Annotated in this window: 26 protein-coding genes; 2 read left to right on the forward strand and 24 right to left on the reverse strand. The window is 39.1% G+C overall.

The genetic code is table 11. The annotated features are described in order from the left end of the window. Nucleotides 1-135 precede the first annotated feature (135 nt). The 6 genes from BM143_RS02115 to BM143_RS02140 form a co-directional block, all read right to left on the reverse strand. The gene (locus BM143_RS02115) at nucleotides 136-522 is read right to left on the reverse strand and encodes a hypothetical protein (protein WP_090022474.1); all 387 of its coding nucleotides are present in this window, start codon (nucleotides 520-522) and stop codon (nucleotides 136-138) included. An 85-nt stretch (nucleotides 523-607) separates the two neighbouring features. Beyond that, on the reverse strand, nucleotides 608-2,935 hold the full coding sequence (bglX, locus tag BM143_RS02120; RefSeq protein WP_090022477.1) for a beta-glucosidase BglX: 2,328 nt from the start codon (nucleotides 2,933-2,935) through the stop codon (nucleotides 608-610). A 345-nt stretch (nucleotides 2,936-3,280) separates the two neighbouring features. Continuing rightward, nucleotides 3,281-3,988, reverse strand: a complete 708-nt coding sequence (locus BM143_RS02125) for a carboxylesterase family protein (protein ID WP_090022479.1) — start codon at nucleotides 3,986-3,988, stop codon at nucleotides 3,281-3,283. A 225-nt stretch (nucleotides 3,989-4,213) separates the two neighbouring features. Next, complete coding sequence (locus BM143_RS02130) at nucleotides 4,214-5,599, reverse strand: glucoamylase family protein (protein ID WP_090022482.1); 1,386 nt, start codon at nucleotides 5,597-5,599, stop codon at nucleotides 4,214-4,216. A 72-nt stretch (nucleotides 5,600-5,671) separates the two neighbouring features. Beyond that, the gene (locus BM143_RS02135) at nucleotides 5,672-7,090 is read right to left on the reverse strand and encodes a RagB/SusD family nutrient uptake outer membrane protein (protein WP_090022485.1); all 1,419 of its coding nucleotides are present in this window, start codon (nucleotides 7,088-7,090) and stop codon (nucleotides 5,672-5,674) included. 13 nt (nucleotides 7,091-7,103) lie between these two features. Then, the gene (locus BM143_RS02140; protein WP_090022488.1) at nucleotides 7,104-9,926 is read right to left on the reverse strand and encodes a SusC/RagA family TonB-linked outer membrane protein; all 2,823 of its coding nucleotides are present in this window, start codon (nucleotides 9,924-9,926) and stop codon (nucleotides 7,104-7,106) included. 349 nt (nucleotides 9,927-10,275) lie between these two features. On the opposite strand from BM143_RS02140, the gene BM143_RS02145 reads away from it, so the two are divergent. Beyond that, the gene (locus BM143_RS02145) at nucleotides 10,276-10,947 is read left to right on the forward strand and encodes a DUF4197 family protein (protein ID WP_034724981.1); all 672 of its coding nucleotides are present in this window, start codon (nucleotides 10,276-10,278) and stop codon (nucleotides 10,945-10,947) included. 40 nt (nucleotides 10,948-10,987) lie between these two features. Continuing rightward, nucleotides 10,988-11,293 (forward strand): DUF493 family protein, encoded by a 306-nt coding sequence (locus BM143_RS02150; protein ID WP_090022491.1) that lies wholly within the window; start codon nucleotides 10,988-10,990, stop codon nucleotides 11,291-11,293. Nucleotides 11,294-11,334: 41 nt separating this feature from the next. Here BM143_RS02150 and BM143_RS02155 read toward each other — a convergent pair whose 3' ends face one another. The 18 genes from BM143_RS02155 to BM143_RS02240 all read right to left on the reverse strand — a co-directional run bounded on the left by BM143_RS02155 (nucleotide 11,335) and on the right by BM143_RS02240 (nucleotide 24,310). Continuing rightward, nucleotides 11,335-11,685, reverse strand: coding sequence for an ArsC/Spx/MgsR family protein (locus tag BM143_RS02155; RefSeq protein WP_090022493.1), 351 nt, complete (start codon nucleotides 11,683-11,685; stop codon nucleotides 11,335-11,337). A gap of 86 nt (nucleotides 11,686-11,771) precedes the next feature. Continuing rightward, nucleotides 11,772-12,386: a deoxynucleoside kinase gene (locus BM143_RS02160; RefSeq protein ID WP_034724975.1), complete on the reverse strand. Its 615-nt coding sequence runs from the start codon at nucleotides 12,384-12,386 to the stop codon at nucleotides 11,772-11,774. 29 nt (nucleotides 12,387-12,415) lie between these two features. Next, nucleotides 12,416-13,378, reverse strand: a complete 963-nt coding sequence (locus BM143_RS02165) for a hypothetical protein (protein ID WP_090022496.1) — start codon at nucleotides 13,376-13,378, stop codon at nucleotides 12,416-12,418. Between the two features lie 180 nt (nucleotides 13,379-13,558). Further along, complete coding sequence (locus BM143_RS02170) at nucleotides 13,559-14,584, reverse strand: glutaminyl-peptide cyclotransferase (protein ID WP_090023867.1); 1,026 nt, start codon at nucleotides 14,582-14,584, stop codon at nucleotides 13,559-13,561. Between the two features lie 100 nt (nucleotides 14,585-14,684). Beyond that, complete coding sequence (locus BM143_RS02175; protein WP_034724972.1) at nucleotides 14,685-15,707, reverse strand: glutaminyl-peptide cyclotransferase; 1,023 nt, start codon at nucleotides 15,705-15,707, stop codon at nucleotides 14,685-14,687. A gap of 35 nt (nucleotides 15,708-15,742) precedes the next feature. Then, entirely contained in the window at nucleotides 15,743-16,120 is a 378-nt protein-coding gene (locus BM143_RS02180; RefSeq protein ID WP_090022499.1) for a VOC family protein, read from the reverse strand. After that, nucleotides 16,117-16,626, reverse strand: a complete 510-nt coding sequence (locus BM143_RS02185) for a GNAT family N-acetyltransferase (protein ID WP_090022501.1) — start codon at nucleotides 16,624-16,626, stop codon at nucleotides 16,117-16,119. The genes BM143_RS02180 and BM143_RS02185 overlap by 4 nt, the downstream gene beginning before the upstream one ends. 5 nt (nucleotides 16,627-16,631) lie before the next feature. Next, complete coding sequence (locus tag BM143_RS02190; RefSeq protein ID WP_090022504.1) at nucleotides 16,632-17,057, reverse strand: SRPBCC family protein; 426 nt, start codon at nucleotides 17,055-17,057, stop codon at nucleotides 16,632-16,634. A 21-nt stretch (nucleotides 17,058-17,078) separates the two neighbouring features. After that, nucleotides 17,079-18,692, reverse strand: a complete 1,614-nt coding sequence (locus tag BM143_RS02195; protein ID WP_034724967.1) for a Na+/H+ antiporter — start codon at nucleotides 18,690-18,692, stop codon at nucleotides 17,079-17,081. Nucleotides 18,693-18,966: 274 nt separating this feature from the next. Beyond that, nucleotides 18,967-19,971 carry a bestrophin family protein gene (locus BM143_RS02200; RefSeq protein WP_090022506.1) on the reverse strand — a complete coding sequence of 335 codons (1,005 nt, stop codon included), beginning with the start codon at nucleotides 19,969-19,971 and terminating at the stop codon, nucleotides 18,967-18,969. Between the two features lie 90 nt (nucleotides 19,972-20,061). Then, on the reverse strand, nucleotides 20,062-20,739 hold the full coding sequence (locus BM143_RS02205; protein ID WP_051891114.1) for a DUF2490 domain-containing protein: 678 nt from the start codon (nucleotides 20,737-20,739) through the stop codon (nucleotides 20,062-20,064). Nucleotides 20,740-20,878: 139 nt separating this feature from the next. Continuing rightward, complete coding sequence (locus tag BM143_RS02210; RefSeq protein ID WP_090022508.1) at nucleotides 20,879-21,271, reverse strand: DUF1398 domain-containing protein; 393 nt, start codon at nucleotides 21,269-21,271, stop codon at nucleotides 20,879-20,881. Between the two features lie 204 nt (nucleotides 21,272-21,475). Continuing rightward, complete coding sequence (locus BM143_RS02215; RefSeq protein ID WP_090022510.1) at nucleotides 21,476-21,925, reverse strand: VOC family protein; 450 nt, start codon at nucleotides 21,923-21,925, stop codon at nucleotides 21,476-21,478. 37 nt (nucleotides 21,926-21,962) lie between these two features. Further along, nucleotides 21,963-22,505 (reverse strand): SRPBCC family protein, encoded by a 543-nt coding sequence (locus BM143_RS02220; protein WP_090022513.1) that lies wholly within the window; start codon nucleotides 22,503-22,505, stop codon nucleotides 21,963-21,965. A 9-nt stretch (nucleotides 22,506-22,514) separates the two neighbouring features. Continuing rightward, complete coding sequence (locus tag BM143_RS02225) at nucleotides 22,515-22,886, reverse strand: VOC family protein (protein WP_047451726.1); 372 nt, start codon at nucleotides 22,884-22,886, stop codon at nucleotides 22,515-22,517. A gap of 90 nt (nucleotides 22,887-22,976) precedes the next feature. Next, the gene (locus BM143_RS02230) at nucleotides 22,977-23,372 is read right to left on the reverse strand and encodes a hypothetical protein (protein WP_090022516.1); all 396 of its coding nucleotides are present in this window, start codon (nucleotides 23,370-23,372) and stop codon (nucleotides 22,977-22,979) included. 2 nt (nucleotides 23,373-23,374) lie between these two features. Further along, nucleotides 23,375-23,845, reverse strand: coding sequence for a hypothetical protein (locus tag BM143_RS02235; RefSeq protein WP_090022519.1), 471 nt, complete (start codon nucleotides 23,843-23,845; stop codon nucleotides 23,375-23,377). Nucleotides 23,846-23,854: 9 nt separating this feature from the next. Further along, nucleotides 23,855-24,310: a DUF1569 domain-containing protein gene (locus tag BM143_RS02240; protein WP_090022522.1), complete on the reverse strand. Its 456-nt coding sequence runs from the start codon at nucleotides 24,308-24,310 to the stop codon at nucleotides 23,855-23,857. Between the last annotated feature and the right edge of the window lie 264 nt (nucleotides 24,311-24,574).

A 24,574-nucleotide genomic window follows, 5' to 3' on the forward strand; every position in this document is an offset into this window, starting at 1 on the left:
CTGATTGATCTGCGTGAAGTTTTATTTACCTGCACAAGTTTTGAGACGGAGCCCGAAATTGATTCTGCTTAATCCCGTTAAAAAAAAGAGACCGCCTTAACAGACAGTCTCCTACTATATTTTATACATCCGGATTTACTGATAAATCACCACATTATCTTTTTTAAGCTGGTATCCGTTTTTCTTAAATGGAACCAGTACATAACCGTCTTTCTTCCAAGCTTTCCCTTTTCCCAATCTTGTCAGGATAAGGCTTTCCCCATCTGTATCCGGAACGAAAACTTCTGCTTTTTTCATGTCTTTACTGAAAATTACAGCAGCCATTGAAGTAGAACTTCCTTTTGGAGCAACTTCCGTTAATTTAATCTTCTGCTCAAAAACTCTTACACAGTCTTTTTTAATCTGAGAATACGTATACCCTGCAGAACCGATGCATCCGTGAGCGTCTCTGTCAGCACCTGCTGTTTGTGCAAATGTAAAAGCTCCCAGAAACACAGCGCCAAGTAAAATCGTTTTTTTCATAATATTATTTTAAGATTACAAATGTGCGATTAAAAATCATGCCAAAACAGGAAAAAGCCGCTTTTTTAAGCGGCTTTGGTTATTATTATTTGGTCCAGTTGATTTTTGAATGTTTTACCTCATCAGAATTGGTTCCGATCATGATATCAAATTCTCCCGGTTCCCAGTCAAATTTCAATTCTCCATTGTAGAATTTCAGACTTTCCGGCGTAATATCGAAGGTTACTTTCTTAGATTCTCCTTTTTTCAGGAATACTTTCTGGAATCCTTTCAGCTCTTTAACCGGTCTGGTAATACTTCCTACCATATCTCTGATGTAAAGCTGCACCACCTCAGCACCGTCATAGTTTCCGGAGTTCGTTACCGTTACCGTAGCCTGAACCGTCTGATTTCCTTTCGGGTTTGAATTGGAAACAGAAAGATCAGAATAGCTGAATTTAGAATAGCTCAAACCATATCCAAATGGGTACAATGGTGTATTACACTCATCCATATAGTTGGAACGGAATCTTTCGTAAACACATTTGTCTACTTTATCCTGACTTAATGGACGCCCTGTATTCTTTGCATTATAATAGATAGGCACCTGTCCTAAGCTTCTAGGGAATGTCATTGGAAGTTTCCCTGAAGGATTCACTTTTCCGAATAAAACATCTGAAATAGCGTTTCCGGCTTCTGAACCTGCAAACCACGCATTAAGGATTGCATCTGGTGTATCTTTCACATTCGTCAAAGCTAATGGACGACCTGTGTAAAGAACCATTGCGATTGGTTTTCCTGTCTTTTTCAATTCATTTAATAAATCAACCTGAGACTGAGGAATGGTAATTTCTGTTCTTGAAGAAGATTCTCCGCTCATTTCAGCCGATTCTCCGATGGCAAGAACGATCACATCAGCTTTGTTGGCTACATCGACCGCTTCTTTTAATAATTCTTCTTTAGAACGGTTGTCACGGTCTGTCTTTTTACCGTGAGCTGCGTAAATATCTTCCAGTTTTGCATCATAATCAATGTTAGCCCCTTTTGCAGAAAGGAATTTCACTTCTTTCCCGTAATTCGCCTGAAGTCCCTGCATCAATGAAACTGAAGCTGCATGTTTTGTAGCCACACTCCAAGTTCCGGCCATGTTCAGTGAGTTATTCACCAATGGTCCGATTACCGCTACTGTACCGGATTTCTTCAATGGAAGAACCTGGTTTTCGTTTTTCAACAGAACCATAGACTGAGCTGCTGCGCTTCTTGCAATGTTACGGTTCTCCATATTGTAAACCTCTTTTGCTGCCAGTTTTGCATCGCCGTAACGGTAAGGATCATCAAATAATCCAAGGTCATACTTCGCTTCAAGAATTCTTCTGGCTGCCATATCGATTTCTGCCTGCGTTACTTTTCCTTCATCCAGAGATTTTTTAAGAGTGGTCAGGAATCCTTCTCCAACCATATCCATATCAACTCCGGCTTTCAGGGCTAAAGCAGATACCTGCTGAAGATCTCCCATTCCGTGTTCGATCATTTCATTGATTCCGGTGTAATCGGTGACAACAAAACCTTTGAAGTTCCACATTTTTCTTAGAACATCGGTCTGAAGCCACTTGCTTCCGGTTGCCGGAACTCCGTCCACTTCATTGAAAGAAGCCATTACTGAAGCGACTCCAGCATCTACCGCGGCTTTATAAGGTGGGAAATATTCATTAAACATTCTCACATGGCTCATGTCTACCGTGTTGTAATCACGGCCGGCTTCTCCTGCTCCGTATAATGCAAAGTGCTTTACACAGGCCAAAATAGTGTTACCAACGGAAAGATCTTTCCCCTGGTACCCATACACCATATTTTTAGAAATTTCACTTCCCAAGTACGGATCTTCTCCTGAACCTTCAGATACTCTTCCCCATCTTGGTTCGCGGGAAATATCCACCATTGGCGAGAATGTCCAGTTGATTCCATCTGAAGAAGCTTCTTTGGCTGCTACTCTCGCAGACTGCTGTACCAGATTCATGTCCCATGAAGCCGCCAATCCCAATGGAATAGGGAAAGTAGTTTCATATCCATGGATCACATCCATCCCGAAGATCAAAGGAATTTTCAGACGGCTTTTTTCCATCGCCACTTTCTGAACGGCTTTGATTTTTTCAGCTCCTTTTATATTGAATAATCCTCCTACTAATCCCTGCTCTACTTTTTTTCCGATATCTGAACTTTGAGCCTGTCCAGTGGTGAAATCTCCGGAAGTCGGCAGATTAAGCTGGCCAATCTTTTCATCTAAAGTCATTTTAGACAAAAGATTTTCTACGAAAGCTTTTCTTTTCGCCTGATACTGGGCTGTCTGGTAAGACTGCACGGGCTTGGTTACCATTTCCTGTGCGGAAAACACGGGCGAAAGTGCTAAAGCTGCGAGTACAATTAACTTTTTCATAAATCTATCTTCTTAAATTATAGTTCTGATTTTATTTTTTTCTTTGGGTGGGTTTTGTTGAATAACGCAAGGACGCAAGTTTTTTTCCAAACGTTATGCTTTAAGGCGCAAGGATTTTATCAGAGATAAAATTGATTGTGCTGTAGCTCGCGTCTTTATTCTCCCTTCTTACTAAATTATACTTCTTGTTCTATTCTTTAATCATTGAGTCATTTTCGTTGGATAGCGCAAGGGCGCAAGTTTTTTTTCCAAACGTTATGTTTTAAGGCGCAAGGATTTTATCAGAGATAAAATTGATTGTGTTGTAGCTCGCGTCTTTATTCTTTATTCTTAACTTTAATTAAATCATTCTCCTTTTTTCTTAGAGAACATCCATTCGTACAGTTTTGGGTCTGAATAGGTAGAGTCCCATGAGTTGTGGTTGTCATTGGGAAAGATAACCAATTCTGCGGAAGGATTGACCGGATGTAATCTCTGATAAAAATTTAAAGCATTCTCCGGCAGGACAATATCATCCATGCCTCCATGAAAAATTTTCATATTCAGATCTTTATACTGATTGATATTCGCGTACATGATCAAATCTGTCGGTGCACATACCGGCACTACTGCTGCAAACATTTCAGGATGCTCCATAGCCAGTTTCAAAGTTCCCCACCCTCCCAGTGAAAGTCCCGTGAGGTAAATTCTGGAGGCATCGATTTTATATTTTTTCTGAATTTCCTTAATCAGATTATAAACCGTTACAGTATCCCACCATGAATCTGCAGGACATTGCGGTGCTAAAATGGCTACAGGCTCCTTCATCAGGCTTTTATAGGTAAACGGGCTGTGAACCTTAACCGCCTCAAGGTTATTTCCTCTTTCTCCCGAGCCGTGAAGAAACACGATCAACGGAACATTTCCTTTTGCCTTCTGAGGGTAATCCAGAATGTAGGATATTTTCTCTGTTCTTTTAATTTCTTTATTTAATTCTCCTTTTATTTCTTGTGCATTAACTTGTAGAGACAATGGCAGGAGTAAAAGGGAAAGGTATTTTAGTTTTAATTCCATATGAATATATAGGTTTTGGCTAAAGCCGTTTGGTGTCTCGTTTTTATTTAAACGGGCTAAAGCCCGTTTCTATTGAATATCAAAGCATTAATTAATAAATTAGAAAAAGCATCTCACCTAATTTTTCAAACTGCTTAAAGCTTGATGTGTCATTTTTTACATTTAAATGAAGCAAAGCCCGTTTCTATTGGATGAAAATCCGGTTGAAGATAATATAAATTCATATTATTTTATCCCGTATTTCTCTGACTGGAAACTCAATTTCTTAAGTCCCTGCTGAATTTCGGGGGCATTCATAAATAGTTTCCACAAGAAACCTGTTCTGTAGTTTTCGATCATCGGAGCGATGGTTCCCTGGTCGATGGCTAAATATCTTGGTGTAAACCAGTTGTTATAATTCACTGAAGTTGCGTCATAAGGTCCTGCTGATCCTATGAATTCAGGTTTTTGTGTGTACAGGAATCTCAGGAAATCCATAGATTCTTTTGGAGTGTACGGAAAGCTGCTCAATGCGGCGGTTGGTGTGATTACTCCATTGTCGTTAGTTGGCATATGGGCGGTATAACCTGTGCTTCCGTCTTCATTTCTTGTGTATCCGGCTGTCAGTCCCCAGTAGTTTGGGCCGTAGCCTTTCCACTGTTTTGGATTTTCAACGCAGTATTTATAGTCGATCAGGACTTGATTTTTGTTTAAGTCAAAATAGTTTTTCACCAGTTTATCAGAAAGTCCGGTAGGATCCAGACCGATATAGGAATATTGTGACCAGAAAAGCGGTCCGCCGTATTCTTCTGCATAATTGTGTTTTACGTACAGGGGAAGTTCGTATTTTGTTTTGTCTGAAAGATAGTTACCATTTCTCGCCCAGCCCTTGTAATAGGTTTCCGCATCTATGGGATGCGTTGGTGATGAAGCCGCTAAGATGTAAGTGATCAAACATTCATTGTAACCTTCCAAAGGAAAATTCATTTCCCATTGGTATTCCGGTGACCAGTGCCAGTAGAGTACTTTTTCCCCTCCTTTTGTATACCAGTTCCATTGAATTCCTTTCCAAAGCTCGTCGCATTTTGCAGCAAGGGCTTTTTCTTCAGCATTTCCATTTTTAAAATATTCGCGGACCATCAGGATTCCTGAAGTAAGGAATGCTGTCTCCACAAGATCTCCGCCATTATCTTTTTTCCCGAAAGGAACTGTTTTTCCTGTTTCACCATTGATCCAATGAGACCAGGCGCCTTTATGACGGTCTGCTTTTGCCAGAAAATCCATCATATGACTCAGTCTTTTTACAGCTTCTTTTCTTGGAACAAATCCTCTTTCCACTCCTACCAAAAGAGTTGCCAATCCGAATCCTGATCCGCCTGTTGTGATGACGTGTTTATCATTGTCAGGATAGATATCGTCTTCGTGGTAACGCTCTCTTCCCAGCATAGATTTCGGTTCGGCATAATCCCAGAAATACTTCAGGGCATCTTTCTGCACTCTGTCCATGAGCTGCTCATTGGTAATATTGCTTTTTACAGCTTTAGTTTGAGCAGTTTCAGTATTTTTGATCTGAGCATTTTTGCAGGAAAACAGTAAGGATACTGTAAGAATAGAAATAAGACCTAACTTCATAAGATATACATTTTCATATGGATAATAAAAAAACAGCCAAAGTAAACTTTGGCCATTTTATAATATATTAGATTAATAACCAGGATTTTGCGTGAAAGCTCCGTGGCTTTGGTCCATTGCATCTAAAGGAATAGGGAACACTTCATTCTTCCCTGCCTTAAATCCGTAAGGAGCAAGTACAGTAGCTGCCTGACCTGTTCTTACCAGGTCAACAAATCTGTCACCTTCAAGAGCTAATTCCACTCTTCTTTCGTGCCATATTGCTGTACGCAATGCAGTCTGAGTAGTAGCGGTTGTTGGTAAAAGATCAGCTCTGTCTCTCACTTTATCCAGATTTAATTTTGCGGTAGAGGTATTTCCTAATTCATTGGCTGCCTCTGCATTGATCAAAAGGATTTCAGCGAAACGCAGTATTCTGATGTTCTGGATAGATCCATATCCGCAAGCACTGTTATTCAATGCTTTCGGAACATATACTTTCTGGTTGTAAGTTGTTACAGAGTTGGCATCTCCCATAGCAATCAGGTCTCCTTCCGGTGTCGTTTCTCCGTTTCTAAGGATCGTTAGTTCTTTTCTGATATCGCCTGCTTCAAATGCATTTTCAAGTGCATTGGAAGGTGTGAAAAAGCCCCATCCAAACTGATCTCTTACTCCCTGAACTTCCGCATACTGACTTCCTTTATATGGCGGTTCGCATCCGCAGTTCACTTCAAAAACAGATTCTTTACCGAACTCTCCTGCCGGTCTGAATAAGTGGTTAAAGTCAGGATCTAAATCATACCCCATTCCAATCAACTGGTTAGAAGTATCATATGCCTTCTGCCAGTCTTTTTTATAAAGGTATACTTTAGAAAGTAAACCCAATGCAGCTCCCTTCGTCACTCTTCCAAGGTCTGAAGCAGGATAGGTCTGAGGTAAAACTTCTGCTGCTGCCGTAAGGTCAGCAATGATGAAATTGTACACTTCTTCCACTGAGTTTCTCGGTTTATCGTAAACAGCCTCCACTTTATCATAAATGGGAACACCACCATAAATTCTTACTAAATTGAAATAGAAGTAAGCTCTTAGCATTCTGGATTCAGCGATCAGTCTGTTCTTTAAAGTAGTATCCATGTCGATTGCAGGAACATTGGTAATCACCTGATTCGTCCTGTTCACAGCCTGCCACTGCCCGATCCAGTATCCTCTTACTCCTTCGTCACTCACTGTATAGGTGAAATTATCATATACATTAATGAAAGAGGAATCTCCCGGGTTAGAACCTTTTACCACATCGTCTGCCGGAACCCCGAAAACGAATTGGTAAGGAAAAGCCGAGTTCTCCCAGCTTCTCAGAAAACTATAGATAGCACTGGTAGCTTGTAAAGCATCTTCCTGGGTCTTGAAAAATGATGCAGCCTCTGTCTGACCTTCCTGCTTTATGTCTAAATAATCGTCTTTACAGCTTAGTACAAGCGAAAATAAAGCGACTGATAAAAATATCTTTTTCATAACTCTTTCTTAATTAAAATGTTAAGTTCATACCGATAGTGTAGATCGCTGAAATCGGATAAATGTTATTATCAACACCCATCTGCACTCTGTCTGTATTCAAAATTTCAGGTGAGAATCCATTGTATTTGAAGCTTGTCCAAGGATTCTGAGCACTTACATACAATCTTAATTTAGTAATAGACATCGCATTGGCAAATGATTTAGGTAAATTATAACCTACCTGGATATTTCTGATTCTGATGTAGCTTCCATCTTCTACGTAGAAACTGTTAGGTAAGATAATCGACTGGTCATTGGTAGCCATCGGATAAGCATTTGAGGTACCTGCACCATGCCATCTGTTATTATAGAAATCCAGATCCCAGCTTTCATTTCCGTAACGTTGCTCTCTGTTGAAATTGTAGATTTTGTTTCCAAATACACCCTGGAAGTCGATTGCAAAATCAAAATCATATACATTCAGATTAATACCAAATCCATAAGTTCCTTTTGGAATAGGGCTTCCCAGGAAAGTTTTGTCTCTCGCATCAATCACTCCGTTTCCGTCGATATCTGCAAATCTAAATCCACCCGGAGTTGCTCCATTCTGTGTAGGTGCGCCTGCCACTTCCGAAGCATTCTGGAAAACACCTTCCACCTGATATCCGTAGTAAGAACCTACAGACTGTCCTTCCTGTAACCTGATGATTGAATTACCATATAAGCTCGCTCCTGTCTGTAAATAAGACCCGTTAAATACGGAAGTAATTCTATTTTTCAGGGTGGTCATGTTACCATAAACACCAAGTTTTACATTCTCGCTAAGATTAGCATCATAGTTAACTGAAAATTCAAATCCTTTGTTGTTAAAAGAATAGGCATTGGTAATGTAATTGTTCCAGTTACCCGCACCGGAAACAGTTCCCTGTACAATACCATAAACCACATCTTTAGTATCTTTGTCAAAATACGTAGCGTCAACTTTCAGTTTATTATTGAACAAAGCCATTTCCAATCCGAAATCTCTACCGGTTGTCGTTTCCCAACCAATATTCGGATCTATAATTTTATCAATGGTTTGTGCCGGTGCGCCATTTTCTCCATAGTAAGCCCCTTCAATGATTTTTGTTGTATTAAGCGTGTACGCTCTCTGTACATCCGGGTTTCCTAATTTACCCCAGCTTGCTCTCAGCTTTAAAAGGCTGAAAACATTCTGCTCGCTCATGAAATTTTCTTTTGAAATCACCCATCCTGCGCTTATAGCTGGAAATACACGATATCTGTCATTCGAAGAATACTTAGAGGTTCCGTCTCTACGAATAGAGGCATTCACTAAATATTTCCCTCCATAATCATAATTCAGCCTTCCGAAAAATGATTCAATTCTGTCCTGATATGGAATAACATTTCTTTCTCCTTCTTCAAAACTGGTTATAAAAATATCAGTTCCGTTAGATATCCCCAATGAAGAATTACTTCCATCATACTTCACATTTAATGCTTCTGCATAAGTCTGAGCATAAGAATTTCTTGTTCTGGAGAAACCTGCTAACAATTCTATGTTATGTTTTCCTAAACTTTTCTTCCAGCTCAATGTATTGTCCCAAATGTAATTTCTGGTTCTGGAGTCTCTTGTTATTAGTTTAGTCGGCTTTTGGTCTGCTGAAGGAAAATAACCAAACGTCGGCGTATATTCATACTTGCTCGAATTAATATTATCAGAGCTATAGCTTACTCTTAAGGTAAAATCTTTCAGGAATTTATATTCCCCCCAGATGTTATTCAACAGCCTTTCATCTCTCATCTGAGATCTGAATAAATCCATTTTCGCTCTTGAATTGGGCACTTTAGCCAATGTGAAATACTGATAGTCTCCTGTAGCCGGATTCATCACATCATAAAGTGGCGGTGATGAATAAGCATCAAGCAAAGTATTCAACACGTTATCTGTACGCATTTTTGAAAACGTGAAATTGTTTCCAATGGTGATATTATCGGTCACTTTATAACTAAGATTCACTTTAGTCGTAAATCTGTTGAAACCACTTCCTGAATTGATTCCTCGTCCTGCAGCCAGGTTTCCTTCGTCCTGAAGATTTCCTACACTTAAGTAATAGTTCAGCTTTCCAAGATTTCCGGATGCAGAAATATCATTGGAATTAATGATGCTCGTTCTGAAAATTTCTTTGAACCAATCTTTATCTGCCGGATAAGCAGACCTGTTTAAGAAGGTAGGATTGTTTACTTTATCATTGATTAATTTCTCATTATACAGTTCTACATATTGATCTGCATTAACCATTTTAGGAATATTGGTCACTGTCTTTATCCCTAAGTACGAGTTAAAGTTAAAAACAGGTTTCTTTCCTTTTCCGGTTTTCGTTTTAATAATCACAGCTCCGTTAGAGGCTCTTGCACCATAGATCGCTAAACTTGAAGGATCTTTCAGAACACTCATGGATTCAATATCCTGAGGGCTTAAGAAAGAGATATCATCAGTGATCATTCCGTCTACGATAAAAACCGTTTTACCTGTCAGAGAGCTTACCCCTCTGATATCTACTCTTGGCGAACCTCCCGGCGCACCTGAATTTAAAACCTGCACCCCGGATAACCTTCCCTGAATAGAACTGATTGGGTTAGCGTTAGGTCTGTTGGCCAGGTCTTTGGCAGAAACTACCCCGATACTTCCGGTAACATTTTCTTTTTTCTGAGATCCATATCCTATCAGAACTACTTCCTCGATCTTCTGCTCTTTGGCAGTAGTATCTTTGGGAGCAGTCTGCGCATTGACGTTCATACCGAAGTATAAAACAGCAATGAGACATGAATACTTTAAATCACGTTGTTTCATATAGTTCAATTTTATTCGTACAATCAAATTTTAATTAATGTCCTTCTTGGTGGAGTTATTTAAATTCTCAAAAAAAGACATTAGTCAAAAATAGAAAAAAAAACGAACATTGTTAACATATCTTAAAAATTTAAAAAAAACAAACAAATATTAAACAGAAGGTCACATAATACGTATTTAGCGAGATTAAATTGCATTATAAGTTTGAATTTATGATAAAATAACCAATTAAAATTATTACATTTTTAGCAGAAAATTCACCAAATACGCAACAGGAATTTAATATTTTGTTAATACGGGAATAGTATTTACCTTTGGCGCAATATTTGAGAAAATAAGAAAAAGATCAATGAAAAAATACATCATAACGGCAGCTTTGTTAATCGGAACCGGAACACTGGTTTTAACAACGGTACAATCCTGCCAAACCATGGCTACCACAGACCTGGGTCTATCGATCATTAAAAAACTTTTACTGAACGGTATTGATAAAGGAATGGGGATTTACAGCAATAAAGAAGCCTTCCTTCAAAACAATATGGTGGACAAAGCACTTCCAAAAGAGCTTAGAGACATCAACTCCACCCTTGAAAAGATCGCTCCGTCCTTAGTGGCTAAAGAGAGAGATTTTATCGCTCAGGCAGCGGCTTACACGGTTAATCTTTCAAAACCGATTCTGCAGGATGCCGTTAATAGTCTGAACGCACAGGATGTCACAAGAATCATCCAGGGCACAACGGCAACACAGATCTTAAAGGAAAAAACTTCTCAGCAGCTTATAGCAGCCATCGCTCCTAAAGTGGATGAGAAACTGAACGAATATGGCATTGCAAAAACCATCAATACCGCTCTTTCCGGGAACAATCTTCTGGGAAGCCTTCTTGGAGGAAGCAGCAGCAATGTAAACACCGGAGGATTGAGCAAACTGGCCTCAGAACAATTGGTCAACGGACTGTTCAATATCATTGAAGATTACGAACATCAGAATTCAAAAGCCCTACTTGGGCCTCTTGGAAAATAGAAAAAATTTCGCTATATTTATATATAATTTAACAAGGCAGATGGACATATTACAAGGAAACCAACACGCAAACCAGGAGGATTTTTACAGTTCTCTAAAGGAAAAACTGGAAGGTCACCATGACTTTCCGGAAGATTATTTATTTAAATTTATCATTCCTACAGACCAGGCGAAACTTACAGAAATTTACAAAGTTTTCGATGGTATTAAATTTACATTAGGAAACCGCGAAAGCAAAAACGGAAAGTACACAGCCTGCAACATCAACGCGTTCGTTCTGGATGCAGATCAGGTAGTGAATATTTATAAAGACGTCGCTAAAATAGAAGGCGTTATTCTATTGTAGAAAATAAAAAAGTCAGCTTCCGCTGACTTTTTTTATGCTTATTATTTTTCAATAAAGAATTTCACATTTTCAATAGGTCTTCCCAGCATGGCCACAGATCCTTTGATCAGGATAGGTCTTTGGATCAGGGAAGGATTTTCAGACAGGATTTTAATCCATTCTTCTTCAGAATAATTTTTGTCGGCATACTGTTCCGTATACAGCTTATCTGTTTTGCGGATCATATGAAACACGCTCTGATTCAGCTTTTTCAATACTGTTTTGATCTCCAGGACACTCAATGGATCTTCTATGATGTTGATGATCTCAAAAGGCACCCCATTCTCGTCCAGATACTCCAGAACAGCATTGGATTTCGAGCAACTTCCGTTATGTAAAACCTTAACCATCATATTATAATCATTTAAAAAATTAAACTTTCTTCTCAAATTTAGGAAGAAATGACTGGAAAGCCGTCTTAAATTCTGATAAAAATTTGTTAAAACAGACCATTCAGCTCTGCTTCGATCTTTTCAAGGATAAATCCGAAATCTTCAGGCTTTTCCACGAAATCAAGATCATCTACCTCAATCACAAGAAGCTTCCCTTCTGTATAATCTGAGATCCATTTTTCGTATTTCTGGTTCAGTTTGGAAAGGTATTCGATACTGATAGATGCTTCGTATTCTCTTCCTCTTTTGTAAATCTTTTTCACAAGGTTCGGAACATCAGATTTTAAATAAATTAAAAGATCCGGTGCAGAAACAAATGATTTCATCAGGCCGAAAACAGAGATATAATTTTTGAAATCCCTGTCCGAAAGAAGTTTCATATCGTTCAGGTTTTCTGCGAAAATATGGGCATCTTCATAGATGGTACGGTCCTGAATAATATTTTTCCCACTTTCTCTGATTTCCTTTACCTGGCGGAATCTGCTTCCTAAAAAGTAAATCTGCAGGGCAAAGCTCCATTTGCTCATGTCCGCATAAAAATCTTCCAGATAAGGGTTATGGTCTACATCTTCAAACTGTGCATCCCATCCGTAATGCTTGGCAAGCATCGTGGTCAAAGTGGTTTTTCCTGCTCCAATATTTCCTGTAACTGCAATATGCATTCTTCTAAGTATTTTTTTAATTTATTTGACTAAACTCCCGTGGCCTGAACTTCGGAAGTATCTTCTATCAGCTTCTGCAAAGTACGGTCTGCAGCTTTTTCTTCAGATTCCTTCTTCTCGTCAGTTTTTGTTCCTTCTTCCCCAGTCGGTTTTTCAGATGATAGTTCTGTGACTGGTGTCGAAGTCGGCTTGGTTTCTGGTTCCGTCTGCAGCTTAGTTTCCTTTATTTTTTCTAAGTTGTAAAGATAGAGTTTGTTGGCTTTGATTTCAAAATAAGAAAGGATGTTTTTATCCACAATTTGTGCGTCCTTATCTTCAAAAATCTTCACCATTCCTTTTTCGGGATCGTATTTCAAAATAGAGTTGTCTGCAACGACCAAAATAACATCATTCTCCCTTCTGAAACGTTTTCCGTTTTCTAATGGTGCTTCGAAGAGTTTTTCAAACTTCAGCGAGAAGACCCTGATATGTTTCCTTGTTAAAATATAGACTTTCGTTTCAAAGACCAGCAGATCCATCATATCATCAAAACTGACGTCAAAAGGATAGGAATTGATGGTGGTATCGTTCCTGAAATTATACTGGATAAGACGCTTTGTGCTGTCATCCAGAAGCCAGAGCTGCTGAAGATCTTCTGCATAAGCCATTCTGATAAATCCGAATTTTTGCTTGAAATCAACCTTTTGAATCTCATTCATATTCTGATCCACAAACTTCATCTCCTGGGCATTTTCTGAAAATAAGGCCAGACTCAAAGGATTCTGTACCGACTGTACTTTGTAAGGAACCGTAAGCATCATTTTCCCGAGCTGTTTTCCCAGAGAATCATATTTCGTAAAGCTGAAATCTTTGTTTTTGTAGATGTACAGGTTTCCGTAATCGTCTGCCAGCATATCTTTGGCTTCCTTCAGTTTCAGGGTGTCTAAAGGAAGGGCCTTCTGCGCATTTACTGTACAGAAAAAGAAGATGAATATGATATAAAGTAGTCTCAAAATCTATTTTGGCAAAGATAACTTTCCTGTGCGGAACGTCAGCAATTTACATCCTTTTATTTGAATTTTAAACAATAAACTTTTTTGTTGGCAAAGCGCAAAGACCGCAAAGAAATTTGAAAAAATGGTGCTTTAAGGCGCAAGGATTTTAATTGTCGACCGTTCAATAACGCCAATCAATTATTTAACGGAAATTTCATAAATTTTTGCCCAGTTTTTTCCTGTTACCAGCATATTATTTCCTTTAAAAGCTATTCCGTTTAAAACATGTTCGCTGTTCCCCTGATCATTCGCAGCGGTCAGTTTTGTAAAATCAAATTTCCCAACGGCTTCTCCCGTCGCAGGATTGATCTTTAAAATAATCGGGTTATGCCACACATTGGAATATATAAAACCGTCATGGTATTCCAGCTCATTCAATTTGTCGTAGGTTTCAGTATGTCCGGCAACTGCAACGGTTCTGACTACTTTTGACGGATCGTTGACATCCAGAAAATAAAGATTTTTCGAGCCATCGGTAGCGACAAGATTTTTACCGTCATAAGTCAGCCCCCAGCCTTCACCAATGACGTTGGGCAAAGGAAACTGAGAGATTTTTTTTAATGAATTTTTATCGTAAATAAACCCTATTTTATTTTTATAGGTCAGCTGATAAATTTTATCCCCGACAATCGCACAACCTTCGGAAAAAACGTCTGCAGGCTGTTTTTCAGTTATCGAGGGAGTCGCAGAACCTAAAGTATATTTTATAAGCTGGGAAGAACCGTCCAGCCCGTCGCTTTCATAGACGGTATTGCCTTCCATAAGAAATCCTTCCACAAAATTATCCGGGTCGTGAGGATAGTCTGCAATGATGTTATAGGAAATATTCTGCTCCGGATTTTTCGCGAAAACATTGATGGTTGCATCCTGGTTTAAAGTTTCTCCACTTTTGGTCTTAATGATCAGCGTCACTTCATTATCTCCTAATGTGAAAAATTTAGGATCTAGCGTCAGATTGGAAGTTTCGTTGTCACCAAAACTGATAGTGATGGTTTCCGCATTGTCCGTTACTTCTTTCGGAAAATTAAGCTGATCTCCGAAATGATAGCCCTTCGTTTCTTTTGAATTGTTGTAGTCAGCCAGAGTGTTCAGCATTTTCTTATTGTTATTGCATGATGACAGCAGGAAAATGACTGCCAAACCGGCTATGATATTTCTTTTCAATGGATTCTTAATCATCTGTCAAAAATAGTAAATTTTTAGTCCATACATGAAAATAGCGCTCCTAAGGAACGCTATATTTATAGAAAAATCTTTATTCAGATTATTTGATCTGAACTTCATAAATCTTCGGCCAGTTTTTACCGGTTACGAGCATATTGTCGCCTTTGAAAGTAATTCCGTTCAGTACATCATCACTTCCTTTGGTATTCTGTTTCGCGATGTCTGTAAAGTCAAATGTACCTACTACTTCTCCCGTTGCAGGATTGATCTTTAACACCACAGGTTTCTGCCATACGTTCGCATAGATAAATCCGTTGTGGTATTCCAGTTCGTTCAGCTGGTCGTAGATCTGGGAACTTCCCGCTACAGCTACATATTTGATCAGTTTTGAAGGATTATTAGCATCCAGGAAATATAAAAGCTTGCTTCCGTCTGATGCAATCAGGTTTTTGCCGTCATAAGTCAATCCCCAGCCTTCACCTAAAACATTCGGGTAAGCGAATTCTGAAAGGAGTTTCAAAGAGCTTTTGTCATAGATATATCCTTTTTTGCTCTGCCATGTCAGCTGATACACTTTATCACCAACAATGGTACTTCCTTCAGAGAAATCTTCCTGAGCCTGTTTGGTAGAAGCCAGAGGAGTCGTAGTTCCCAATGTATATTTCAGGATCTGGGAAGAACCGTTCTGCCCGTCACTTTCATAGATGGTATTGCCTTCTATCTGGAAACCCTGTACGAAATTCTTTGGATCGTGAGGATATTCTGCAATAATCTGGTAGGCGATATTTTTTTCAGGATTTTTTGCAAAGACGTTAATGGTTGCATCCTGATTAAGGACTTTCCCGCCTTTTGTTTTGATGTTAAAAGTAACGGCATTATCACCTAATGTAAAAAACTTAGGATCAACTGTTAAGCTTGAAGTTTCTTTATCTCCAAAGCTGATGCTGATGCTTTCTGCATTCTCCGTTACCTCTTTCGGAAGTTCAAGTTTATCACCGAAGTGATACCCTTTTTCTACCATTGTATTATTATATTCATTCAGGGTGTTCAGGATCTTCTCATCTTTGTTACAAGACGCCAACATCAAAACCACCGCTAAACCTACTATTATATTCTTTTTCATTGAATTTCTAAATATTTCCCCAAAAATAGCAAAATTTATTCCGTATTGCCAATATTATCCACAGGCTGGCCAAATTGTAACAGATAGCCGTTGTTATCATAGATGGCAAACTCCCTCATTTCCCATTCAAAAGTCTCGATTTCGTAGCATACTTTCGCTTTTGATTTAAGATCTTCCCAAAGGTCATCAACATCATCTACGTTAAAATAAAATGAGCCTGTAAAGCCTATTCCATTGGGTTTTTCATAATCATTCTGAGAAAGCATGATCTGTACGTCGTCTTTTTTAAGGGAAGCCCACTGCCATTCATCGTTTCTTCCCATCAAAGTAAAACCTAGGATATGAGTATAAAATCCTATTGTTTCATCCATACTATCGGTCCAGAGTATAGGACGGAGTGCTGAATAGGTCATATGTTGCCGGATTTAAAAGTGTTTTTACTGATTTTCATATTAATGGAAAGCCACAACTCGTTATCGATACTGACTTCGCTCATCACGTCCGGATCAATTTCAAACCCTACTTTTTTATAGCACTCAATGGCTCCGGTGTTCCAGTCGTATACATTAAGTTCAGCCGTTTCCCTATCAAAGTGATCAAAACCATATTTCAGGAGTTCCTGTACAATTTTCTTTCCGTAGCCCTTTCCTCTGTTGTTCTCGTCCCATAACAGGATTCTTCCGAGAAGAAAAGTTTCATCTTTTAAAAAAATCTGGGCGTGTCCAATTGCTTTCTGTTCTGCTGTATCAACAACCCTGAACAAAAACCGGTTTTCATTCTCCAGGTCACTTTCCAATTGTTCTTTCGTCAACGGAAAATGATAGGCAGGGCCGGCAAACTGTAGAAGTTCTCTTTTGTCTTTTATGGTAGAGGTCAGTTCAGAAGCATCTTCTGCTTTAAAAATCTGCAGCTCGATCATATCTTTTATTTTTCTAAATATTCTCTTAAACTATGCCCGATAATAGACTTCCACCCTTCTGTAAAACTTGTTCTGGAAAAAGTTTCTCCCAGACCTTCAAAACCTTCAATATTCTCATGAGTCAGTGTTACAAGTGTTCCATCTTCTTCCGGCTGAAGCTCCCAGGTCACTATAGTTACAGCATCTGAAAGTTCAGGATAGGCCCAACTATGTTTTAGCTTTTTGTTGGGAATAATTTCTAAAATACGATCACGGTGAAGATACTTTCCTCCATCACAGGATTCATAGAAGTCAAACTTTTTTCCCAATTCCAAGTCGAAATCCCGGATGGTAAAGTACCAGGATTTCATTTCGTTTTTATCGGTCAATGCTTTCCATATTTTTTCTGCAGGTGCATTGAATTCGTACTGAACAGTGATCGGTGTATTCATAGTTTCAGATTTAATTAAGACTTAACTGTGCGAAAATCCAGTGATCTTTGCTTCATCAAAATCCAGCTGCATTTCTATAGATCTCATCACATGATCATCAAAAATTTTCTCCCTTTTCATCCGGTGCAGTTCATTTCGCTGAGCCTGGATAATCTGGCGGAGCACATCTTTATTTTCGTTGATCGCATTCACATAATCTCCTGTGGAAGCCATACACTGGGCCTTATCTGCCATAAGCATCATTTCGGTTTCCAGTTTGTGCTTCTGATGGCGTACTAGCGTATTCGTAACGGCAAGCTCTGAAAAATCATTTTCCATTTTGTGCAGTGCTGTTTCTTTAAGTTTACGCATCAGGATTACTTCCTGCTTTTCTTCAGGCAATTCGCTTCCCGCATCATCTATTTTCAGCCATTTTAAGATCGGAGTCAGAAGAAGTCCCTGCCCTACCAGCGTGATTAAAATGATAACGAAAGTTACGAATAAAATGATATTTCGGTGGGGAAAAGCGTCTCCATTCGGCAAAAATGCAGGAATGGAAAGTGCAGCAGCCAGTGAAACCACTCCTCTCATCGCAGCAAAACTGATGATAAAAGGTTCACGCCAGTCCGGTTTCGGAATTTTTAATCTTAATTCTTTAGAGCAGAGTCTTGGGAAATACATCACGGCATAACTGTACAATAATCTGGTGAGAATAATCGCACCCCCAATCACTACACTGTAAAAAATCCCTTCTGAAATGGTATAATCTTTCATGGCAGCAACCACTACCGGAAGCTCAAGACCAATAAGAATGAAGATGATTGTATTCATCAGGAATATGAGCACGCTCCAGACATTTCCCGACTGTATCCTTGAGGTATGACTCAAATAGCAATGCGAATTATAAGACATCAAAAGTCCTCCCGCAACGACCGCCAGTACTCCTGAAAAATGGAAATGCTCAGCGCCCACATACATGATGTAAGGAACGATCAACGTAATCACGGTATCAATATTTGAATTGGAAGGAATAATCCTTAACAAAGCTCCAAATAAAAGTCCTGTAGCAACACCGATGACTACTCCACCCACAGCCATCATAAAGAAATCCTGAATAGCATCTCTCCAGATAAACTGCCCTGAAATAACAGCCGCTAAAGCAAATTTAAATACAATTAAACTGGAAGCATCATTAATCAAACTTTCACCTTCAAGGATGCTGGTGATCTTTTTAGGGATCTTCATATGCTTCAACACTGAAGTAGCTGCTACTGCATCCGGTGGTGAATTCACGCCTCCCAGCAGGAATCCCATTGCAACGGTAAGTCCCGGAATAATGGAAGATGAAAGATAGGCTACGACAATCGAAGTCAGAAAGACCAGCCCGAAAGCCATGGAAAAGATCTGCTTTCTCCATTTATGAAAATCCTGCCACGAAGTAAACCATGCGGCTTCAAATAAAATCGGAGGAAGAAAGATTAGAAATACGAGATCAGGCTCTATTTCAATATGCGGCATTCCCGGAATAAGGCTGATCGCGAGACCGGCAATCACCAGGAAGATGGGATAAGCTACTTTCAGCTTTTGCCCTATCATCACCAATATCATCACAGACAACAGGACTGCAATGGATATTATAACATAACTGTGAATCATTTTGAGTTGTTTTTTTAAAGTTGTTTTTTGAGTTTGAAATTGGCTAAACGCAGAGTGCTAAAGTGCTACTACGTTCCAGTTGTTTTCTTTTGTTGGTTTAACGCAAAGGCGCAAGGTTGTTTTTAAGGCGCAAGAAAATCGAAGATTTTCAGCTATGCTTTTTACTTTTTTTACTCCTTTTGTCTTTCAACCTTTTTTAAACCTTATAGGTTTTTGGAAACCTATAAGGTTTAGATTTCCGCACAAAAACGTGGCCTTTACTTTTACCTTTACCTTAAAGCACAATATTATTCTTTGGAGTAATGGCTGGCGGAAGATCGGATTCATCCAGCATATCTCTCATATCAATCTCTATGGTACGGCTGATCTGGGTGATCGGTACGTCATTCGGGCTTCCTTCAAAAGGGTTTACGGATGCTTCTCCTACACTGTCAAGGGTATGGAAACACCAGGTAACCATTAGTGAAAACGGAATATTGAACCATAATGTCCAGCCTTCCAGCACTGTACCTTCTCCAAGTTTATCCAGCTCTTTCAATAATCCAAAAGGGACAAAAAGAATGAACAGCAATAATAAATACGTGGTGATGGATGAGAAATTTCTCGGGTATGGAAAATTCTTAATCCTTTCCGCTTTCCCCTGATCATCTGTAAATTTGACCAGCTGCTGATTGATCTGTGTCCACTGAAAATCGTTGATATCTCCTCTGGTATAAGCTTCGGACAATTCTTTGCTCTGGCTTGCCATCAGCTGAGTTGCCCTGTTTTTTTTGCTTAATATGTATTGAAGTTCTGTTTCGGAAAGATATTTTTGCAGTTCATCATCCAGCTTGGTCAGTCTTTCTGGAATATCGTATTTCTTAGAATATTCGTCATATTGTGCCGTTCCCATATTCTCCCAGGTTCTCGGCTCGCGAAGCTGAAAACGAAGGGCAGTAAGCCATGCATAATGACGGTGAAACATTTCTTTTACCTTTTTCGGATCCTTATTGGAAAGGGCATCTCTTAAAACATATCCGAAACTACGGCTGTCATTGATAATGGCTCCGTAAATCTGTCTGGCTTCCCAAAGTCTGCTGTAACTCGCATTGTTTTTAAAACCTACGATAAAAGCGACGGCTGTTCCTAAAATTGCGATCGGCTGCCACGGGACGGAAACAAATTTCCATCCTAAAAAATATAAAACCGTAGGTATGGCCGATAATACCGTGAGTACATAAATACTGCGTCTCGTCCAAACGGCGAATTCTACCGCTCCAAATCTTTTCCCTGAATGCATATGTGTTTATTTATTTTGTGATCTGTTGATTATCTTGTCTAAACTAACAGTTTTTTTCATCATCATCGCATCCGGCAAGTGCTGTCAGTATTAATTTTTATTAAAGGGAATATTATTATAAAACCCGATCTGAATCTGCCCGCGGTTCTTGTTTTCCTGAATCTGATTCATGTAACCCGCTTCTATCCTCATGTTTTTATTGATAACATATCCTAAAGCTCCGTAGACTCTGTTCCTGTCAAAAACGGGACTGTCAAAACTTAAGAACATTTCGTTATACACGGAAGCATAGAGCGATTTCGGGAGCATTTCTTTTTGGGTGATCGGAATATTCAGCCCGATCATATACCGGAACCTCATTCTGAAATCATCCTGCAGAAAACGCTCTTCCAGACGGTATCTGTGCTGCAGATTAAAACGTCCGAATTTCTGTTTGGTGATAAACTGCTGGAAGATCCTGTGCTCTATATTCTCCTTTTTTTCGCCGTTTACATAAGGCTGGCTTAAAATAAAACCGTACCCCAGCAAAACATTATTGTTATTTTCAGTCAGGTCATACCCGATTCCCGTACGGATCAATAATTGTTCAAGGTCTCCTACTGCATCAAAGTTACGGTACTGGATTTCGTTGTGGAGATTCAGCTTCTTGCTGATCTTATTATTTCCGAAATACATATACCACGCTCCCAAATCATTTTTCTGTGCATAGGCTGCTATTGACCCCAGACTCAATACTGTAAACGCCAGCTTCGTAAAGACCTTTCTCATAATTACCAATTACTATTATCTATCGTGCAGAACAAAATTAATAATTTAAATCAATAATTGCAAACTTTAAGTGAGCTGCCGGCTATTGGCTATAAGCTTTAGGCAGTAAGCAATGGGCTGAAAGTGTAAAACTTGTGTATTAGCCGGGGATTTGTTCTACCAGGATCTCATTACCTCCTGTATCAAAATAGGTACACGTCATTTCATTAAGATCCATTTTCCAGCCTTCTACACCGTTTTCTGCGCAGTCGTTGCAGAATGTGAGATAATCTGTTCCGCCTTGTTGATGAATCTTTAATCTTGTTTTAAACTGATCAAGGTTTACATTTTTTGAAACGGTAAGGTGATCGTACTTTCTTCCTGTTTGCACCGTTTCATTTTCCGTATCAAAATACTGGGTATTCCCGTCAGCCACAGAAACCGTATAATCTGAAACGCCAAGATTCTTTATAGTCTGGATGTATGCAGGAAAATCTGCTCCGCTTTTTACTTTCTGATGTTCTGCTTTGATTTGTTCAATAGTAAATTTCATATCTGTTTTTTTTTATGCCGGAGGTTGTAAACTTTAAGCAGTAAGATTTATTTTCACGCTAATCCCTAATCCCTCTCACCTGCAACCTGTCATCTGCAACCTGCCACCTCTCCCCAAATTTAAAAAAAATGTATCATAAAATAAAAACCGGCAGATATTTCCGCCGGTTAGTTTTAACTATATTTCGTATACAATATATATATCTTAAGGATGCTGCTGCATTTTGGCAGGATCATCGTAATTAACCATCCAGTTGATTTCGAATTTATCCGTAAACATTCCGAAATAAGCGCCCCAGAACGTGTCAGCCATTGGCATGGTTACCTGTCCGCCGGCAGAAAGACCCTGGAATAATTTGTCAGCTTCTTCTTTAGATTCTGCGTTGACAGAAATAGCGAAATTATTTCCCGCTTTGAAGTTGGAAGCCCATTCCCCACCGGTATCGCTTCCCATTAAGATCGTCTCTTTTGAGATAGGAAGAGAAACGTGCATGATTTTGTCTTTGTCTCCTTCAGGAGTTTCTTTGCCTTCCATTGGAGGCATTTCCCCGAAAGTTCCGATGTAAGGATATTCTCCTCCGAAAACTGATTTGTAGAAATCAAATGCTTCTCTGCAGTTTCCATTAAATGTTAAATAAACGTTTACTGATGCCATTATTGTTTTTTTATGAGTTAAGTTTTAATAAGTTCTTTTAAGGTTTCTCAGACAAGTCCTTTAATCTTGAAAGTCCTTTCTGGTAATCTTTTCCAATAGCATCTTCCAAATTCATAAACAATTTCATTACCGTGAACGGATAAGGTATTTTTGATGTAAATCCCCATGTTGCCTTGCTTCCGTTTCCTTCCGGAACAATTTTCACAAAGGCATTGGCTTCACTTTTATAAGGAGTTAAAAACAGGAGTTCCGTATCAATTCTTTTGCCTGCTTCATCAATTTTTTTCACTTCCTGACAGCCTTTTCCGGCCGCATCTTTCTGACTGTCCCAGCATACTTTTTCGCCAGGCTGTCCGGTGATTCCGGTCCAGTCTTTTTTCATGGCAGGATCCAGGTCGTTCCATGGGCTCCACTGATCCATTGCTTTTAATGTATTGGTCTGCTGCCACACTTTTTCAACCGGAGCATTGATGGTGATTGATTTCTCATACATACAGTCTCCCGAGATAAAAGCGGCCACAACCATCCATAGAATCAGGATAGAAGCCAGAACGAGAATAATTTTCTTTAATATTTTCATGAATCGGGATTATCTGTGTTGGTCTATTAAAATCATGTTTCCGTCCGGATCCTTCAGGAAAATATGTTCCGGTCCTGAAGTGCTTTCGTCTGCTGCTTTTTCAAGCTCCACTCCGTTTTCCTTTAAATGTTTCTGAATGTCGCGTACGTCATCAAAAGATTCCAGATTCTGGGCATTTTCGTCCCATCCCGGATTGAATGTCAGCATATTTCCGTCGAACATCGCCTGAAATAAGCCTACCAGTGTACTTCCGTTTTTCATAATCAGATAATTCTGCTCCATTTTACCGGCCATCACTGAGAAACCCAGTTTTTCGTAAAAATCTTTAGACTTCTGAAGATCCTTGACACTTAGACTGATTGAAAATGCTCCTAATTTCATATGTATTTTTGATTTTTTAATGGTCATATGGAATCGCGTATGATCATGACTATTTAATTTACCCAATGATAGCGATTTCATATGTAGTTTTTATTTTTTTAAAGCCAGTTTACTTCCCACAAACACCAATCCCCATACAACGATTCCCAATACCCAGAACCAGATCGGTGTAGGCAGAGAAAACATCATATAAATGGTTATGAACAGAAAAATAACTCCACAGACTGCTGCAGAAGTGTGCTTTCCATTACTTGCCACTTTGGAAGCTGTAAATCCTGAAACGAAGGCAGCCAGTGCATAACCAATGATCACGAAAAACAACGCCATAAAAGGAGCTGTTGCGACATATTCTTTCATCGCAGTCATATCACCACTTCCAGCTGCTGCCGGAGGCGGATACACCTGATGACCTATTTTCTCAACGATGGTAATGCAGATAATTCCTGCAATAAGTCCCGCCGGGACAGCCAATATTCTTCTTAACATGGTTATTGATTTTTTAAACGGGTTTTAAAGTCCAGTGCTCCGTCATAACTTTTCCAATCTCCAATAAATTCTATATACTGTCCTTCTATTTTTTCAGTTTTTTTATTCCACTTGAAGGTATAAATAAATTTACCTTTAAAAATACCGGAATGTTTTCCTTTTGCTTCTTCCGCCAGTTCATAATCTCCGAAAACCACTCCTTTTCGTTTTGCATCTCTATATTTCGAAATGGTAATTTTCCCTTCATATTTCGCGTAGTTGTCATCCACAAGAGAATACCCGGAAATAAAGTATTCCTGGTCATTTTTCTTATTCTGTTCGGAAATATTGACTTTCAGTTTCAGCTGTTGTCCGCTGTTGCCAATGGTTCCGATATAAGGTTTACTGTTGTTCAGCCAGACATTTGAAATATCAGGCATTTGCCCCCATACAAAATTGCAGGCAAGAATGAGGATCCATAAAAGTTTTTTCATATCGTGGTTTTATACTCCAAACTGAGACAGGTGGTGGTTCAGATGTTTTGCAAACATATTATTCCACTCTGTAGAATTTAGTTTTCCAAAAGAAAATGACTCTTTACCATCAAAAGCTTCAGGACCAAGCTGCTGTGTTTTCTGGATAAAACCGATCAGTCTTTTCTTCTCTTCATCAAAGTTTTTTCTTCCGGTAATCAAAAACTGGGGTGCTGTAGGGGAATCTCTCGAATACGCTTTTTCTCCAACCACTTTAGGTTTTACAAACGTCTTCAAAATAAACTTGGCAATAGATCCCGGTTTTTTATGTTTCTCCGGCTCATACACCATTTCATAAGATACGCTGCAGTGCGCAAGCATCTGGTCAACCGTCATTTTCCCCCATAAACCGTGAGTATCCTCTACCAGATTATTTATCCTATCAATATAGTTTTGAGCGTCTTTTGCGTCAAATACATTTTCCATATACTTTCTAATTATCTGAAAGCAAATATATCAGTTTTTTCTTTTGATTTTTATAGGGGAATGAAAAAAACGGTGACGTGTTTGGGGTGGCGGGTTCTGGCTTCCGGGGTACCAGTTCCAGGATGCGAGATATGGGATATGGATTATCAGTTGTCAGTTGCTAGTTGTCAGTTACTAGATACATGTTTTCGGAATGCAAAGTGAATAATTAGTGAATTTGTAGTTGACCACTAGTCTCGACGCACTCTAAAACCCTAGTACCCT

It is taken from the genome of Chryseobacterium oleae (genome assembly GCF_900115055.1).
Classification (GTDB): domain Bacteria; phylum Bacteroidota; class Bacteroidia; order Flavobacteriales; family Weeksellaceae; genus Chryseobacterium; species Chryseobacterium oleae.

Coding starts and splice junctions, on each gene's coding strand:
- BM143_RS02115 (WP_090022474.1), bottom strand. CDS start 522: ATGAAAAAAACGATTTTACTTGGCGCTGTGTTTCTGGGAGCTTTTACA.
- bglX (WP_090022477.1), bottom strand. CDS start 2,935: ATGAAAAAGTTAATTGTACTCGCAGCTTTAGCACTTTCGCCCGTGTTT.
- BM143_RS02125 (WP_090022479.1), bottom strand. CDS start 3,988: ATGGAATTAAAACTAAAATACCTTTCCCTTTTACTCCTGCCATTGTCT.
- BM143_RS02130 (WP_090022482.1), bottom strand. CDS start 5,599: ATGAAGTTAGGTCTTATTTCTATTCTTACAGTATCCTTACTGTTTTCC.
- BM143_RS02135 (WP_090022485.1), bottom strand. CDS start 7,090: ATGAAAAAGATATTTTTATCAGTCGCTTTATTTTCGCTTGTACTAAGC.
- BM143_RS02140 (WP_090022488.1), bottom strand. CDS start 9,926: ATGAAACAACGTGATTTAAAGTATTCATGTCTCATTGCTGTTTTATAC.
- BM143_RS02145 (WP_034724981.1), top strand. CDS start 10,276: ATGAAAAAATACATCATAACGGCAGCTTTGTTAATCGGAACCGGAACA.
- BM143_RS02150 (WP_090022491.1), top strand. CDS start 10,988: ATGGACATATTACAAGGAAACCAACACGCAAACCAGGAGGATTTTTAC.
- BM143_RS02155 (WP_090022493.1), bottom strand. CDS start 11,685: ATGATGGTTAAGGTTTTACATAACGGAAGTTGCTCGAAATCCAATGCT.
- BM143_RS02160 (WP_034724975.1), bottom strand. CDS start 12,386: ATGCATATTGCAGTTACAGGAAATATTGGAGCAGGAAAAACCACTTTG.
- BM143_RS02175 (WP_034724972.1), bottom strand. CDS start 15,707: ATGAAAAAGAATATAATAGTAGGTTTAGCGGTGGTTTTGATGTTGGCG.
- BM143_RS02180 (WP_090022499.1), bottom strand. CDS start 16,120: ATGACCTATTCAGCACTCCGTCCTATACTCTGGACCGATAGTATGGAT.
- BM143_RS02185 (WP_090022501.1), bottom strand. CDS start 16,626: ATGATCGAGCTGCAGATTTTTAAAGCAGAAGATGCTTCTGAACTGACC.
- BM143_RS02190 (WP_090022504.1), bottom strand. CDS start 17,057: ATGAATACACCGATCACTGTTCAGTACGAATTCAATGCACCTGCAGAA.
- BM143_RS02195 (WP_034724967.1), bottom strand. CDS start 18,692: ATGATTCACAGTTATGTTATAATATCCATTGCAGTCCTGTTGTCTGTG.
- BM143_RS02200 (WP_090022506.1), bottom strand. CDS start 19,971: ATGCATTCAGGGAAAAGATTTGGAGCGGTAGAATTCGCCGTTTGGACG.
- BM143_RS02205 (WP_051891114.1), bottom strand. CDS start 20,739: ATGAGAAAGGTCTTTACGAAGCTGGCGTTTACAGTATTGAGTCTGGGG.
- BM143_RS02210 (WP_090022508.1), bottom strand. CDS start 21,271: ATGAAATTTACTATTGAACAAATCAAAGCAGAACATCAGAAAGTAAAA.
- BM143_RS02215 (WP_090022510.1), bottom strand. CDS start 21,925: ATGGCATCAGTAAACGTTTATTTAACATTTAATGGAAACTGCAGAGAA.
- BM143_RS02220 (WP_090022513.1), bottom strand. CDS start 22,505: ATGAAAATATTAAAGAAAATTATTCTCGTTCTGGCTTCTATCCTGATT.
- BM143_RS02225 (WP_047451726.1), bottom strand. CDS start 22,886: ATGAAATTAGGAGCATTTTCAATCAGTCTAAGTGTCAAGGATCTTCAG.
- BM143_RS02230 (WP_090022516.1), bottom strand. CDS start 23,372: ATGTTAAGAAGAATATTGGCTGTCCCGGCGGGACTTATTGCAGGAATT.
- BM143_RS02235 (WP_090022519.1), bottom strand. CDS start 23,845: ATGAAAAAACTTTTATGGATCCTCATTCTTGCCTGCAATTTTGTATGG.
- BM143_RS02240 (WP_090022522.1), bottom strand. CDS start 24,310: ATGGAAAATGTATTTGACGCAAAAGACGCTCAAAACTATATTGATAGG.